General features: G+C 52.2%; 10 protein-coding genes. 6 read left to right on the forward strand and 4 right to left on the reverse strand.

All coding sequences use genetic code 11. The features are described from left to right. Positions 1 to 9 precede the first annotated feature (9 nt). Positions 10 to 1,881, reverse strand: a complete 1,872-nt coding sequence (locus EHT87_RS09115; RefSeq protein WP_124906173.1) for a 3-keto-disaccharide hydrolase — start codon at positions 1,879 to 1,881, stop codon at positions 10 to 12. 322 nt (positions 1,882 to 2,203) lie between these two features. Between EHT87_RS09115 and EHT87_RS09120 the strand changes: the two genes are divergently transcribed. The 3 genes from EHT87_RS09120 (at position 2,204) to EHT87_RS09130 (ending at position 5,517) form a co-directional block, all read left to right on the forward strand. Further along, positions 2,204 to 3,610 carry a DUF3471 domain-containing protein gene (locus tag EHT87_RS09120; protein ID WP_124906175.1) on the forward strand — a complete coding sequence of 469 codons (1,407 nt, stop codon included), beginning with the start codon at positions 2,204 to 2,206 and terminating at the stop codon, positions 3,608 to 3,610. Positions 3,611 to 3,675: 65 nt separating this feature from the next. Further along, on the forward strand, positions 3,676 to 4,467 hold the full coding sequence (locus EHT87_RS09125) for a 3-keto-disaccharide hydrolase (protein WP_124906177.1): 792 nt from the start codon (positions 3,676 to 3,678) through the stop codon (positions 4,465 to 4,467). A gap of 165 nt (positions 4,468 to 4,632) precedes the next feature. After that, the gene (locus tag EHT87_RS09130; protein WP_124906179.1) at positions 4,633 to 5,517 is read left to right on the forward strand and encodes a ChaN family lipoprotein; all 885 of its coding nucleotides are present in this window, start codon (positions 4,633 to 4,635) and stop codon (positions 5,515 to 5,517) included. 33 nt (positions 5,518 to 5,550) lie between these two features. Here the strand turns inward: EHT87_RS09130 and EHT87_RS09135 are convergent, their stop codons facing one another. The 3 genes from EHT87_RS09135 to EHT87_RS09145 all read right to left on the reverse strand — a co-directional run bounded on the left by EHT87_RS09135 (position 5,551) and on the right by EHT87_RS09145 (position 7,032). Then, on the reverse strand, positions 5,551 to 5,958 hold the full coding sequence (locus tag EHT87_RS09135; RefSeq protein WP_124906181.1) for a putative toxin-antitoxin system toxin component, PIN family: 408 nt from the start codon (positions 5,956 to 5,958) through the stop codon (positions 5,551 to 5,553). After that, positions 5,955 to 6,203, reverse strand: a complete 249-nt coding sequence (locus EHT87_RS09140) for a hypothetical protein (protein WP_124906183.1) — start codon at positions 6,201 to 6,203, stop codon at positions 5,955 to 5,957. Before EHT87_RS09140 ends, EHT87_RS09135 begins: the two co-directional genes overlap by 4 nt. Before the next feature lie 226 nt (positions 6,204 to 6,429). Continuing rightward, positions 6,430 to 7,032 carry an RNA polymerase sigma-70 factor gene (locus EHT87_RS09145; protein WP_124906185.1) on the reverse strand — a complete coding sequence of 201 codons (603 nt, stop codon included), beginning with the start codon at positions 7,030 to 7,032 and terminating at the stop codon, positions 6,430 to 6,432. A 228-nt stretch (positions 7,033 to 7,260) separates the two neighbouring features. Between EHT87_RS09145 and EHT87_RS09150 the strand changes: the two genes are divergently transcribed. The 3 genes from EHT87_RS09150 to EHT87_RS09160 all read left to right on the forward strand — a co-directional run bounded on the left by EHT87_RS09150 (position 7,261) and on the right by EHT87_RS09160 (position 13,649). After that, positions 7,261 to 8,325 (forward strand): FecR family protein, encoded by a 1,065-nt coding sequence (locus EHT87_RS09150; RefSeq protein ID WP_124906187.1) that lies wholly within the window; start codon positions 7,261 to 7,263, stop codon positions 8,323 to 8,325. Between the two features lie 189 nt (positions 8,326 to 8,514). Beyond that, positions 8,515 to 11,952 carry a TonB-dependent receptor gene (locus EHT87_RS09155; RefSeq protein WP_221621998.1) on the forward strand — a complete coding sequence of 1,146 codons (3,438 nt, stop codon included), beginning with the start codon at positions 8,515 to 8,517 and terminating at the stop codon, positions 11,950 to 11,952. An 11-nt stretch (positions 11,953 to 11,963) separates the two neighbouring features. After that, positions 11,964 to 13,649 (forward strand): RagB/SusD family nutrient uptake outer membrane protein, encoded by a 1,686-nt coding sequence (locus EHT87_RS09160; RefSeq protein ID WP_124906189.1) that lies wholly within the window; start codon positions 11,964 to 11,966, stop codon positions 13,647 to 13,649. The last annotated feature ends 30 nt before the right edge of the window (positions 13,650 to 13,679 follow it).

Here is a 13,679-nt window from a genome sequence, read left to right on the forward strand (position 1 = left end):
CATCTGGATTTAAAACAAGATCGAATAAGTCAATTTTCCCTTCACCGGAACAATCAATTCCTGCCGGTCGCCCACTTTCCGCACGGCGGGTGTTGCGCCCCCGGCATCGTCGATCCGTACGTAATATGCCTTTCCGTCAACGATATACATCCCATTTTCCATCGGGGCAATCGTGCTGCCTTCGGCCAGACGGGCGTAGAGATCACCGGCCGGATTCTGAACCGTCAGTTCCCGGCGAATCCCCTGGCTGTTTTCGAGCACGCGGACGGCATCCGTAACCGTGGCACCGTACGTCTGATACCGGAAGGTTGGGCGGTCGCTTTCGTCGAGCACATAGCCTCTCGGCCGGTACCCGCTGCCGGTGGTGTCGGTGGCCCAGGCCGCCGTCGGAGACGACAATTTAGCCAGCCCCAATACCGGTGCACCCAGCCGCTGCACCATGCCCATCGGCCGCGACGAACCATCGCCCCGCTCGTGCCACATCGGCGTGGTGTCTAAAAACTGACCCCGCCAGACCTGTACCAGTGCGCCGTTGTCCATATCATAGGTGTAGTGAACCTGCTCGGGGCTTCCTACTGAAACCGCATGAACCACGCGCAACGTCCGGCCCTGAGCGTTTTTATAACCGGGCATATCCATAAAACTCCGCAGGATGGTATTGGATGATGCATCGACCAGAATCGGATCGGTCGGATCGCCATTGGCCGCACTGCTGGCGTCGCTGATGACGTACTCGCGAATACCGGGTCCGGTTACGGCCAGACCAATCGACGGTTTGGCCCAGTCCTCCATTTTGGCGTACAGCAATTCAAACGGTACATCGCCCGCGGGTAACGTGATGCTTCCGCGTTGTCGACGGTCGCCGGGCGTAATGACCGCTTTGTTGTTGATTTTCATCATCCCGCCCCCACCGGCAGCGCCCAAATTGAAGGCATAATCCCCGGCTTCCTTAACGCGCAGGGTACCGGTATAGCGAATCAGAAAGTCGTTCGGAATCCGGGTTACATTGGCCGTCAGCAAGACCGACGAACCCTCGGCTTCGGGCGGCAGTTTGCTAAAATCCGGTTCTTTCTGAAACTTCCCTTTGTAAACCGCATACTTCAGATTCATCAGTTCCGGACGCGGTTTGTCGTAATTCTTGATGACGATGTTGCGAATCGCCACCGGGCCGTGGTCGCCCTGAATCCGGAGCGGTCCGCTAGCTACCTCGTTGTTGCCGAGTGCGCCCCGGGTTGGCCCCGACAATTCCACGTTTTCGTGAATCGCCACGCCGTTCAGTTCCACGAGCAGCATGCGGGCATTTTCAATTTTCTTGCCACTGGCATCGAATCGTGGTGCCTGAAACGAAACCTTTAGGTGTTGCCACAAACCCGGAGCCCGGCTGGCGTTCTGGCGGGGCGGGTGGCCCTCATAGCCTTTCTGTCCATCCGGTTTGCTGTCGTCCCAGCGTTCGTAAATACCGCCATTATCGCCCGCCTTGGGATTTTTGGTTCCCCAGCTATCGAGCAGCTGAATTTCGTAGCGACCCTGCAAATAAATGCCGGAGTTGGATCCTTTTGCGATCAGAAAATCCAGATCCAGGTCCACATCACCGTGCTGAAAGTTCGACACCAGATCGATGTTGCCGTCTTTGGCGGGCAAATTGGCCAGTATCCCGGTTCCAAGCATACTTTTCAGGACATCCTTCTGGTTGAGATCAGCGGAAACGTCACCGACAATCCGCCAGTTGCTGCCCGGTTTTTGAAAGGCACTCAAATCGTTCAGCGGAAGGGCGGCCGGTTGGTCGGCTTTCGGTTGGGCCATCACCAGACCACCACCCAAAACCCACCCGACACCCATCACCAAACGGGCAAACGTTGTGTTCATAGAGGTTGACTTCATTGGTTTTTGTTTTGAATCGGAAAGGTACCATATTTTTAAAATTTTATAAAATATAGATTCCTCTCCCAGTGAAACAGTATTTATTCAATATACAATTTTAAAATACCAATACCTTACCTATCGATCACAATTTTAACAAAACCGGCTTTTAATCTAAACCCGTGACAATGACCTCCCTACAATTTTGAACACACTTGACCCAATTTTGAACAGGAGATGAGTTGTCGTTTTTTCTTCCCTTTTCCAGCTTTGACAAACGGTTCCCGCTGCCCGCTCAAGGGGTAGCGAATACCAAACCGTACCGACAAAACTGGTGAAGACGATGAAAAAACACCTTTGCTTACTGCCCTTTTTTCTGGTCTGCCTCCTGGCAAATGCCCAGCCCAAAAAGCCTACTCCGGAGCTGTTAGTGGCCGAAAAATGGACCTCTGGCTCCCAGAAAGTGGAGTTTATGCAGGAAAACGGTAAAACCGTCATGAAAATCCCGCTTGGGGCCGGCAAGGTGGTTGCCAAAGACCTTGCTTTCTCAGACGGAACCATCGAGTTCGACACCAAACCCAACAACCTGTCGTTTTATTTTCGATACAAAGATGCCCGTGAAAACGAGTGTTTTTACTTTCGGATGGGCCGGGCCGGAAATCCGACAGCGATTGATGCCGTGCAGTATACCCCTTATATCGACGGTGTGAACATGTGGGATATGTACGGTCATTACCAGACCAATGCCTCCTTCTTTAAAGATGACTGGAACCATGTCAGGCTGGTCATTTCCGGGGTTCAGATGCGGCTCTATATCAATAGCCCCGATAAGCCCACCCTGGAAATTGATCGGCTGGAGGGCAACACCGGCAGTGGTACCGTTGCGTTTGAAGGCGATATGCTGATTTCGAACCTCACCATCAGGCCCGGCGAGGTGGCAGAACTTTCTGCCCGGCCCGGCGTCGATCCCACCCGGCAAGACCCGCGGTATATCCGTACCTGGGCCGTGAGCGAACCGATTACCACGCCAAAAAATGTGGATTTTAGTTATGATTTTTTACCAACACCGGAAACCGGCTGGCAAATTCTGGAAGCCGAGCGACGGGGCTTGATCAACCTGACCCGCACCTTTGGCAAGAGCGACCCCCGGCGGCTGGTCTGGCTGAAAGTAAAAATCAAATCGGTCACTGCGCAGAAGAAGCGGGTCGATTTCGGGTTTGGCGACGACGTTTGGGTGTTTTTAAATGGACAGATTGCGTACGTAGACAAAAACCTGCAGGGACGCCCCATTGAAAAAAAGCCGGAAGGGCGTTGCTCCATCGAAAATACGTCCTTTATTTTGCCCTTGAAAGAAGGTCATAACGAACTCCTCATCGGCCTGGCCAATGATTTTTTTGGCTGGGGTGCGATTGCCCGCCTGGAAGATTTGGAAGGGCTTGAAATAAAACCGGACCCCACGTTCGATTACCGGCTCATCAAGCTCTCCGATGCGATCATTGATGCCTACGTTGGAACGTATGTGTTGCCCAACGGTAAAAACGTCCGGATCACCCGGGAAAACAAGGTGTTGAAGCTATCGGGAGAGGATTTTATAACGGCTTCGCTTTATCCGCAGGCCGAGACCACCTTCTTTATGCGGGAATATCCTTTTCAGGTGGAGTTTGTGAAAGATCCCAACCAGAAAGTCTCCCGCTTCCTGATCAACAACAATGGCAAGCAAGTTATGGAGGTAAAGCGGGCAATGCATTGACATTTCGCTATCTTTGAAGGCGGTATTTCGTGCAAACCATTGTTCACACAATCCTATTTTTACGAATGAAAAAAAGTATTTTAGCCCTTTCCCTGCTTCTGGGACTGGCCCAATTGGCAGTCGCTCAGGAGAAACCCAAACAAAATCCGGAATCTTCCGAAATTTGGGAACCGGTTCCGCGGGTGGTCACTCCGGGTGTTTTGTCGCCCGCAACGGCCTCCGGCACAACGGCGCCTTCTGATGCGATTGTCTTGTTCGATGGCAAAGACGGCAGCAAGTGGGTGTCTGTTAAAGACTACAATCCCAACAACTGGAGTGGTGTAACGGAAGGTTCCAATACGTGGCCAATCCGGGATGGTGCGATGTTTTCGGCCAAAGGCGCTTCCCTGCGGACGAAGCAGGAATTCCAGGATTTTCAGCTCCACATCGAGTTCCGGACACCCGACAAAGTAGAAGGCAACGGGCAGGGACGCGGCAACAGCGGTATTTTCCTCCAGGGCCGGTATGAATTGCAGGTGCTGGACGGTTACAACAACCCCACGTACTCGAACGGGATGGTCGGTTCCATCTACAAACAGGCGATTCCGCTGGTCAATCCGAGCCGGAAACCGGGTGAGTGGCAAACCTACGACATCATCTATTTTGCTCCCCGTTTCAACAAAGACGGTATGATGCTGGAACAAGGTAAAGTGACGGTGTTAATGAACGGAATTCTGGTTCAGAACAATACCAACATCAAAGGCACAACGGAATACATCGGGTATCCGAAAATCGTACCCCACGGAAAAGGCCCGCTGCTGTTGCAGGATCACGGCAATCCGGTGGGTTACCGGAATATCTGGATCCGGGAACTGTAAGGGTATTACGGAGTAACAAAGGGTTATTTCGCCGAGTTTAGCGGAGGAAATCAGAGTTACGCAGAGTTTTTTCTCTGTTACCTCTGACGTTCTCCGCTAAACTCGGCGAAATAACCCTTTTTATTGCCACTCCTTGTTTATATTGCGTCTAAATAACCAGTTTCTATGAAATACCTGCTTCTGTTCATACTGTCCTGCCTGGCCTTCACCAGCGATAAACCGGCTTATCAGTTTTACACCCAGAAACTAAAAACCGTTAGCTATCAGAAGGTTCTGAAAGAAGCCGCTGACGCCGACATTGTTTTTTTTGGGGAATTGCATAACAATCCGATTTGCCACTGGCTGGAATTGCAGCTGACGAAGGATCTGCACGAACAGAAAAAAGAGCAGTTAGTTCTGGGCGCCGAGATGTTTGAAGCGGATAATCAGACGGCTTTATCCGATTATGTTTCTGGAAAAACCACCGACAAGGAATTTCCCAAACAGGCCCGGCTCTGGAACAATTACAAGACCGACTACCGCCCGCTGGTCGATTTCGCCCGCGAACACAAGCTGGCGATGATTGCAACCAATGTGCCGCGCCGGTATGCCAGCGCCGTGGCCCGGCAGGGTCTGGCGTCGCTCGACACCGTTCCGGCATCTCAGAAAGCCTGGATTGCGCCTTTGCCCATTACCGTCGATCTGACCTTACCGGGTTACAAAGCCATGCTGGACATGATGCACGGCGATGCGGCTGCGCCTTCGACCGGCAAAGGTCCTTCCGACCAGGCAGCCAATTTTGCCCGGGCGCAAGCCATCAAAGACGCGACTATGGCGTATTTTATCCTGCAAAACCGCAAGCCCGGCAATACCTTTCTGCATTTCAACGGTTCGTATCATTCCAATAATTTTGAGGGAATTATCTGGTATCTGCGTCAGAAACAGCCGGACCTTAAAATTGTAACCATTGCGTCGGTCGAAGTGCCGGACGTGGCTAAACCGGACAAAGCCAACCAAAATCTGGCAAGCTTCATTTTGCACATTCCGTCGGATATGACGAAGACGTATTGAGAGGAAGATCGTGCAATCTGACGAATATTCGTTTTAAACCAACAACGCTAAGAAATCGCTCAATGTGACAATTTTCGTACCCTCAAACGCTACCAGATCAAGTAAATCACGCTTATTGCCCGTAACTAAGAACTCCGCCTGCCCATCTTTCGACAATGCCAACAGAAAATCATCATCTGGATCGGGGCTGACGGTGACTGTAGACGTAACCAAAACCAGTTCACAACGGCTTTTCAAGTACTTCAAAAAATCCGCCCGTTCATCAGGAGTAAGATACTTAGCAATTTTAGGTCGGGCTGATACGTCGTCTATCTCGGCCAATAGCAAGGCGTCCGTGAGAACGGCAATTGACGAATCTTCGAAAATCCGGGCAAGCCTTTGCCGGAAGTTTTTATTGATTAAAGCACTAATGTAAATATTCGTATCCAGAACGATTCTCATTCCGCCTGGGTGTGTTTCCGGCGATCAGCACGTACGGTTTTTATTTCGGCCTCAATATCACTCTCTTTAAGTTCAGCAATATCGGGCAAACGATTCGAAAGATTTTCCCAAGTGGACTGCGTACCTTGTTGCGCTAATCCGTCTACAAACTCCTCCAAAACCTGCTGAAGTGTTTTGCCTTCGGCTTGAGCAACCGCTTCGGCTTGCCGTACTTTCTGTTCCGGTATGTCCAACACCAGCGTCATAATTTCAATCTTTTTCTAAAAATAGCCAAAAATAACCGGATTGGCAAAAACCAGATTGGCGTGTTGATCCTGATTTCTGAGCGTAGAAGGGTCATGAACTTTGGGATTATCGACCCCGGAGAATACCGATTTGCTAGTAACATTACGTGCCGCTGGCACTTAAATGGTCGACAAGGAATACTGTCCTGGTTCGCATTCTGGTAACATACGAATCGGTATTTACCTTTCACAATTGTCCAAATGAAATCAGCAACCACACAAAACTGTAATCCCGCAACTGCGTACGGAGCAGTTTGAGGGCTTTTGAGAGGTGGTATTCAACGGCTTTGTCGGTCAGGGCGAGCTTCTGCGAAATTTCCGGGATGGTCTGGCCTTCAAACCGGCTCATGCGGAACACTTCCTGCGTTTTGGGAGGCAGTTTCAGCAACTCGGTTTCGATCGTTCCTAGTAAGTCGCTGTACGCCAGCTGATCTTCGGTAGATGAATCGACCTGCGGGGCAAAGAATTGCTGGTATTCCTGAAATTTTTCGTGGACGATCCGGCTTTTGATGGAGTCGATAACCGAATATTTCAACGCTCCGAATAAATACGAATCGACCCGGCGAACGGTCAATGACGCCCGTTTCTGCCAAAGCTGAACGAACAAATCCTGCACCAGCTCCTCGGCCATTTCGGACGATTTCGTTTTCTGAAAAGCAACCCGGTAGAGGACATACCAATACCGTTCGTACAGTTCCGCCAACGCCAGCCGATTGCCTTCAGACATCGCGCTCAGTACCTGATCATCGTCCCACTCTTTCAGCGAAGAAAGTCGTACATCTGCCGCCATGCGTTAACCAGCGTCGAATTAAATAAGCACCAAATTACTATTTTTTTACAAAAAAGTGCCAGGATTGTAAACCGGCCTCTTCGCAAAGACAAACTAGCAATTGCATAAAAATAATAATCTTACAACTTTTTTGGCCAATCTATATAAACAATCCACTATTTTATAAAACCATTTAGGGTAAACGGGCGGCTTTGTCGACACTACAGCAAACGACCGGTTCCACAGCCAATGCAAAAAGAAGAATTCGTCCGACTGCTCACCAAATACAACAAGGGGCAATGCACCGAAGCGGAAATCAGGCTGATTGATCAATGGTACGATCGCCTGGGGACTGACACCGCGTTTGCGTTGAACGAAGAAGATCGGCAGAATTTGAAGAAAAAACTTTGGCAACAAATTGATTTACAAACGGGTGACTACAAAGATCCGAGTCGGCTACCGGAAACGAACGTAATTCAACGGCCGCTTTTCCGGCGGTGGGTGGCGGCCGCAGCCGTCGTTACGCTGATCGGATTTGGCTCCTGGCTCTTGTACCGGTATGGGTCGGTTCCGTTGTCTACTGAGCCCCATCAGATGGCCTCGGACAACGGCTTGATCGAACGGACGAATACCGGTGCGAAGCCCGAAGTGATCACGCTGGAAGACGGCAGCCTGGTTCACCTGCAACCGCACAGCACGATTCAGTACGCCACCCGGTCTGCACCCCACAAACGGGAAATCTGGCTCAAAGGAAAGGCTTTCTTTCGGGTGCAGAAAGATGCCAGCCGCCCGTTTCTGGTCTACAGCGGCACCATCGTCACGCGCGTGCTGGGAACGAGTTTCTGGGTTACGGCCCCCGCCAACGCGCCGACGGTCGAGGTGGCGGTTCATACCGGCAAAGTGGCGGTTTTCAAAAAGGAGCTGCAATCAACCAGCAAAGCCGAAGACGTGAATGTGAATGAAGCGTCGGTGGTGCTGACACCTAATCAGAAGGTAACCTTTTTTGTGGCAGAAAACCGCCTGACCCGCGGATTGATCGATCAACCGGAGCCGATTCAAAATCCCGTTCGCCCGGAACCGGGTCCATTCGTGTTCGACAACAGCACCTTGCCAGAGGTGCTGAAACAACTCGAACGGCAGTATGGGATTGAGATGCAGATCGAAAATGATTCGCTGAACAACTGCCGGTTTACGGGGAAGATCGCCAATCAGCCGCTTTACAGCAAACTGGAACTGATTTGCCGGTCGATCAATGCGCAGTATGAAGTGGAAGGTACGCGTATTCTGATCACGGGTTCAGGCTGTAATCCTTAACCAATTCACTACTTTTCACCAACCTGAGAGCCTATGGATTAACCCGTTACTTCTTCAAAAAAGGCCGACAATGCGGACACACTGCCGGCCGGAATTACCCCTGATGCGCATCATTATTCATCTGCCAGGATGAATCGGGATTTGTTTTGTCGCATTCATTCATTTTCTCCCAACAAAACATACAAAAGTATGAAATTTTGTCGAATGCTCGGTTTGTACACCCTAACCGTCATGAAAATCAGTTTTTTCCATGTATTCCTCAGCCTGCTGCTGGCCGGATCGTCATTGGCGCTCGACGGAAAGGCGCAGGATCTCCTCCAACGCCCGATTTCGATCAAGGCAAACGAGGTAACGCTCCAAACGATCCTTACCCGGCTGGAGCGGCTCGCCAACGTCGATTTCGTGTATAGCCCCAACACGATTCCGGCCACCCGAAAAGTTTCCATCAAAGCTCATAATCAGAAGCTTGACGCTGTTCTGGAGTCGTTATTGAAACCGCTGGGCCTGACCTACCACGTCATCAGTGGGCAGATCGTCATTCAGTTGCCGCCCGCGGGTGCGTCTTCAAACGACGGGTCGAATGCCTACCTCAACCTGGTCGTACCGGAACCCGTCGATCGGACCATCACGGGCCAGGTAACCGCCGAAAACGACGAAGGGCTGCCGGGCGTGAGTGTGGTCATCAAAAATACCACGCGGGGCACGTCGACCGACATGGATGGTAAATTCCGGCTTTCCATTCCCGACGGGAGCACGACGCTGGTTTTCTCCTTTGTGGGCTATCTGAACCAGGAAATTACCGTTGGCAACCAGTCGAATTTTACGGTAAAACTAGTCCCCGACCTGAAAACGCTGGAAGAAGTGGTTGTCGTTGGCTACGGAACCGTCCAGAAAAAAGACCTCACCGGGGCCGTTGGCTCGGTGCAGGGCGATGCAATTACCGCCCGCAAAACCACCCAGATTTCACAGGCTTTGCAGGGTGCCATTCCGGGCGTGACGGTAACGCGCAGCAACAGCGCACCGGGTGCCACGGCAACCATCCGGGTGCGGGGCGTCACGTCGATCAGCGAATCCAACCCGCTGTACATCCTCGACGGTGTTCCGATCGACGACATCAATTCGATCAACCCCAACGATGTCGATAACATTTCGGTGTTGAAGGATGCCGCATCTTCTTCAATCTACGGGTCCCGGGCGGCTTCCGGCGTTATTCTGATCACGACCAAACGCGCCAAAGCCGGTCAGTTGAGTCTCGATTATACGGCGGAATACGGTTTTGAAAAAGCAACCCGCCTGCCCGATTACGTCAATGCGAAGCGGTATATGCAACTCACCAACGAGCTGCGCTGGAACGACAACGGCAACAACTCCAACGAATACCCGACCTACGCCAAAGAGCTGATCGATAATTACGACAACCTGCACGCCCAGGACCCCGACCAGTATCCCAATACCGACTGGCGCGGTCTGATGCTGAAAGACTATGCCCCCCGCCGAAGCCACATGCTGAGTATTTCGGGATCCGGTAAATCGCTGCGCTCGCGGGTTTCACTCGGCTATGACAAATCCGAAGCGCTCTACGTTGGCCGTAGTTATGAACGGATTACCGCCCGGGTCAACAACGACCTCACGATTACGAAATACTTATCGGCCAGCGTCGATTTTAATTTCCGGCGAACGTATTCGCCCCAGCCCATTACCGACGACCGAAACGGGTCGTTTCCGTTTTACAAAATGGGCATCATGCCGCCAATTTATGCCGCTACGTTTTCGGACGGTCGCATTGGCTCCGGGAAAGATGGCGCCAACATTTACGCCAAGCTGATCAACGGCGGCTTCAACAATGCCTGGTACAATCAGGTGGGCGGCAAGATCAGTCTGGATTTTACACCGATCAAAGGGCTGAAAATCACCGGGGTTCTGTCGCCTTTCTTCAATTTTGACAAGGTCAAAGTCTTTACGAAAAAAGTGCCATATACGCTGTGGAACAGTCCAAATACCGTCGCCGGGTACATTGAAGGGCAATCGCAAACCAAACTGGAAGAAAGCCGCAACGACAGTTACCGCTACACCACGCAGGCACTGGCCAATTATAGCCGCCAGTTTGGCCACCACAGCCTGAACCTGCTCGGCGGTTACGAATATTTTTACGCTTTCAATGAATCACTGGGAGCCTCACGCGGGCAATACATCCTGAGTTCGTATCCGTACTTAAACCTCGGTCCGCTCGACTTCCGCGACAACAGCGGCAGTGCCAACGAAAATGCGTACCGCTCCTGGTTTGGGCGGGTGATGTACAATTACAAGGACAAGTATCTGTTCCAGGCCAACATCCGGTCCGATGCATCCTCCCGGTTTGCTTCGGCCTACCGCTGGGGTTCGTTCCCGTCGGTTTCGGCCGGCTGGGTCGTTTCGGAAGAGTCATTCATGAAACCGGTGGCCTCCTGGATGTCGTATCTGAAGCTCCGGGCGTCGTGGGGCTCGCTGGGGAACGAGCGGATTGGCAGCAACTTATACCCGTATCAGGCGATCCTGAATTTTGAAAACAACTCGTTGTTCTACCAGGGAAATACCGTTCTGGCGGCCCAGGCTGCGGCCCAGTTTCAGTACGCCATCCGCGATATTTCCTGGGAAACCACCAGTTCTTTCGACCTCGGACTTGATGTTAACTTCTTCCGCGACCGGTTGCAGGTGTCGGGCGATTACTATAAAAAAACCACCTGGGATATGCTACTCCAGATTGAAATTCCGGATTATGTCGGCTTCGATAATCCCTACCAGAATACCGGCAAGATGTATACCACGGGCTGGGAAGCGCAGGCATCGTGGAACGACCGCAAAGGCGACCTCAGCTACGGCGCGTCGTTTAACCTCTCGGACTTCAAATCAACGATGGGTGACCTCGGCGGTACGGTATTTTTTGGCGACAAGATCAAAATTCGCGGAAGCCAGTTCGACGAATGGTACGGATACGTTTCCGACGGTCTTTACCAGACCGCCGACGAGGTGGCCAACTCGCCCAAACTGAACGCTAACGTTAAACCGGGCGATGTTCGGTATAAAGACATCAGCGGTCCCAATGGAGTGCCCGACGGAAAGATTTCGCCCGAGTACGACCGCGTGCTGCTGGGAGGATCGCTACCCCGGCTTTCCTTCGGAGCCAATTTCAATGTTGGCTACAAAAACTGGGACTTTTCGCTGGTGCTTCAGGGCGTGGCTAAACAGAACTCCCGACTCGGTTTGGACATCGTTCAGCCGCTGCGCGAAAATTTCGGAACATTTCCCACCATTCTGGACGGCGCGACCTGGAGTACCTACAACACGCCCGAGCAGAATCTGCAGGCGAAATACCCCCGGTATTCGAACACGTCATCCGGTAACAACTACGCCATGTCGGACTATTGGCTGATCAACGGCGGTTATTTCCGGCTGAAAAACATCAGCCTGGGCTACAATATTCCCAAAACCGTAACTCAGAAACTGAAAATGCAGAGCATTCGCGTCTACAGTTCCGTCACGGATCTGCTGTCCATCAGCCGGTTTCCCAAAGGCTGGGACCCCGAGATGACCTCCCTGGGCTATCCGATCACCACGTCTTTTGTCTTTGGCGCTTCCGTTAAATTCTAACCCGATTCCTTATGAAACTGACTATCTCCATCTTCCTTTTCGGGCTGTTTTTCCTGACCGCCTGCGGCAGTCTGGACTTGAATCCCTTGTCTGACGGCTCCAGCGAAACCTGGAATTCCAATGCCGAGGAAATCGAAATGTCGCTGAACGGGCTTTACAAAGATGCGTTCTGGATGCAGGACTCGGACGAATGGACCGACGACTGGACCTACCGGGATGCCACCACGGCCATTACCGGAGCCACGATCAACGGCCAGACCGACTTTGTCGGAACCTGGTGGACAAACACCTACAAAGCCATCGCCCGGGCAAACATCGTGGTTCAGAGTGTCGACCGGGCCGCTGCGGTATTGTCCAAGGAGCAGATTGACCGGTATGCCGCCGAAGCGCGGTTTATTCGGGCCTGCCAGTATTCGCGGCTGCTTTCGCATTACGGCAACATCGTTTATACCGAAACCGCCCTGAGCATCGAAGAGGCTCTGGCGCTGAAGCAATCGCCGAAGGAAGAGGTGCTGCAAAAGATTTATGCCGACTTTGATTTTGCGGCATCCAAACTGAAAACCACCTTCGGCAGTGCGGAATTGAAACGGGCGACGGCCGGAGCCGCCTACGCCATGAAGGCCCGGATTGCGCTGCATATGGGCGACTGGAAAACCGTGCGCGATGCTGCCAAAGCCTGCATGGATCTGAAAATCTACAAGTTGCACGACAACTTCGACAATCTGTTTTTATCGAAGACCAAGAATTCGCCCGAAACCATTTTCGGTCTTCCCCGTTCGATTGCGCTGAAAGTGGTGAAGGATGACGCCCAGAACTACATTCCCCGGAATGCGGGGGGCTATGCGGCCAAAGATCCTTCGTGGGATCTGTTCTGCGCGTTTCTCTGCAAAGACGGTTTGCCCATCGACGAATCGCCACTCTTCGACCCCCGAAAACCGTTCCTGAACCGGGACCCGCGTTGCACCGCCACGATTGTCGAGTTCCAGACGCCCCACGTCGGTTTTATTTTCCAGCCACACCCGGACTCACTCAAAGTTCTGAGAACCAGCAACAATACGTTGGTAAACAACAACGACACGCGGTCGATTGCCCAATTTGCTTCGTTCAATGGCTTGATCTGGAAAAAGGGAATCGATGCCGACTGGCTGCTGAACTCGTGGACGACCGAACCCGACAAAATCATCATCCGCTACGCCGATGTTTTGCTGATGTATGCCGAAGCGAAAATTGAACTCAACGAAATCGATCAGTCGGTTGTGGACGCCATCAACACGGTTCGTGCGCGGGCGTATGGCGTAAGCTTGACGGCAACGACGTATCCGGCGGTGAAAACTGGTAGTCAGGCGGTATTGCGCAAGGCGCTGCGCATCGAGCGACGGATGGAGTTTGCCCTGGAAGGGATTCGCTACATGGACCTGATCCGCTGGAAACTCGCCGAAAAAGTACTGAATAAACTCAATTTTGGTTTGCTCGATCCCGCCGATTTGCGCGCTAAAGTGGTGAAACCGGGCCTCTGGTTTTTCCCGCAAAAACCGGAGATCGACGACGACGGCGTGGCGGATTTCACTCCGATGTTCACGGCCGGTTTGATCAAGCAGCTGACCATCCGGAAGTTCGACGCCACCCGGCAATACCTGTGGCCCATTCCATCGAAAGAAGTCCTGACCAGCGGTTTGGTTCAAAACCCCGGTTATTGACACTTGATGGGAACACGGCCCGGCCGCGTT

It is taken from the genome of Larkinella knui (assembly GCF_003858645.1).
In the GTDB taxonomy this organism is placed as follows: domain Bacteria; phylum Bacteroidota; class Bacteroidia; order Cytophagales; family Spirosomataceae; genus Larkinella; species Larkinella knui.